Here is a 1,172-nt window from a genome sequence, read left to right as displayed (position 1 = left end):
TCCTTCAATAATGAATTCAGTTTCTCCTCGATTTTCGCGTCCATCTGGTCCTGCGTCATATATGATGGATTATCTTTATTATCAAAATAAAACTTCATGGCTTCCTGATATACCGTTGATACGTTTGGAAGTCCGCGTCGTTCTTTCTCAGCTTGGGCTTTTTTCCGGATTTCGTCGGAGTACCGGACTGTCACACGATCGTCAGACTCCTCAACGTTGTCCGCTTTTGTCACACCCACTCACCTACCTATCTACTTTCTCCTGACGTATTTATACATTTTTACGACGGTTGAAAGTCGGAATATGTCGGACAAATACAGACAATTTTAAATAGTTTGCCTGACAACGTTGTATTGTGTCAGACAATGTCGGACTATATCATTGTTGATAACAAGCGGGTGAACCTGGAAAAGTGTGATGCCCGCATTGTAAAAGCCGAGTACAAGGAGAAATTCAAATACATTCTCCAGCACGGCAGGCAGAAAGCAGACGTCGTGAACAAAGGGATCGAGGAGTTATACATCGAGATTCGGTGCAATGAGAACCGGGCAAACCGCAGCTCCCTGTCGGAACCATCCCTGGGCCCCGTCACGGTAAATGTTGGGGGCAACAAAGTAGCAGCCTCTGGACCGTGATCCTGCATGACCTCCGCAATCCAAATGCCCCGCCAGATCGTGGACCAGCTCCGCGCCGAACGTGGCGGGATTGTTGACTTCGCGGTCGAGATCGGCCGTATCGTAATCGTCGAACAGAAAAAGGTGGATGAGAATGGAAACAACAGCAAAAAGTAAAAACATTGGCAGCAGTGTCCCAGCCGTCCAAAGCACGGGAACAACGACTGCCGATAACTACTCTGCATCGCAATTTGATAAACCTTGCCCGCACCGGTACTGCGGCTGCATCTCGCAGAACGGGTATATGTGCCTGCATAGAGGACCCTGCGACCCCTGCGATGAGCGCGGCCGGAGGTTCACGGTCTCTTACATTGTCGAGGATGGCCAGCGGTTCATGGTCCGGGACTTCGGCAAAAAGAAAACCCTCGTTTTAGGCGTCCCGAATCAGATCATCGATGCCGACGCCGCGATCGCCAAAACCCCGTTTGCCGACACCGAGCCATTCAACGCCGGGAAATTCGTAAGCGATATCGTGGGGTCCTGAACATGGCCTACAAA

4 protein-coding genes are annotated in these 1,172 nt (G+C 50.3%); 3 read left to right on the top strand and 1 reads right to left on the bottom strand.

Features of this window, described 5'->3' with window-relative positions; all coding sequences use genetic code 11:
• Positions 1–233, bottom strand: a 233-nt coding sequence (locus CW742_RS14160; RefSeq protein ID WP_292421482.1) for a hypothetical protein, incomplete at its 3' end; no start/stop codon positions are given.
• Positions 234–365: 132 nt separating this feature from the next.
• Here CW742_RS14160 and CW742_RS14155 point away from each other — a divergent pair.
• The 3 genes from CW742_RS14155 (at position 366) to CW742_RS14145 (ending at position 1,158) form a co-directional block, all read left to right on the top strand.
• On the top strand, positions 366–635 hold the full coding sequence (locus tag CW742_RS14155; protein ID WP_292421480.1) for a hypothetical protein: 270 nt from the start codon (positions 366–368) through the stop codon (positions 633–635).
• A gap of 6 nt (positions 636–641) precedes the next feature.
• Positions 642–791: a hypothetical protein gene (locus tag CW742_RS14150; protein WP_292421477.1), complete on the top strand. Its 150-nt coding sequence runs from the start codon at positions 642–644 to the stop codon at positions 789–791.
• A gap of 127 nt (positions 792–918) precedes the next feature.
• Entirely contained in the window at positions 919–1,158 is a 240-nt protein-coding gene (locus CW742_RS14145; protein WP_292421474.1) for a hypothetical protein, read from the top strand.
• The last annotated feature ends 14 nt before the right edge of the window (positions 1,159–1,172 follow it).

The sequence above is a fragment of the Methanoregula sp. genome, from assembly GCF_002835825.1.
Classification (GTDB): Archaea; Halobacteriota; Methanomicrobia; order Methanomicrobiales; family Methanospirillaceae; genus Methanoregula.
Note: the sequence above shows the minus strand (reverse complement) of the source record. Positions and strands in the feature narration are given on the sequence as shown.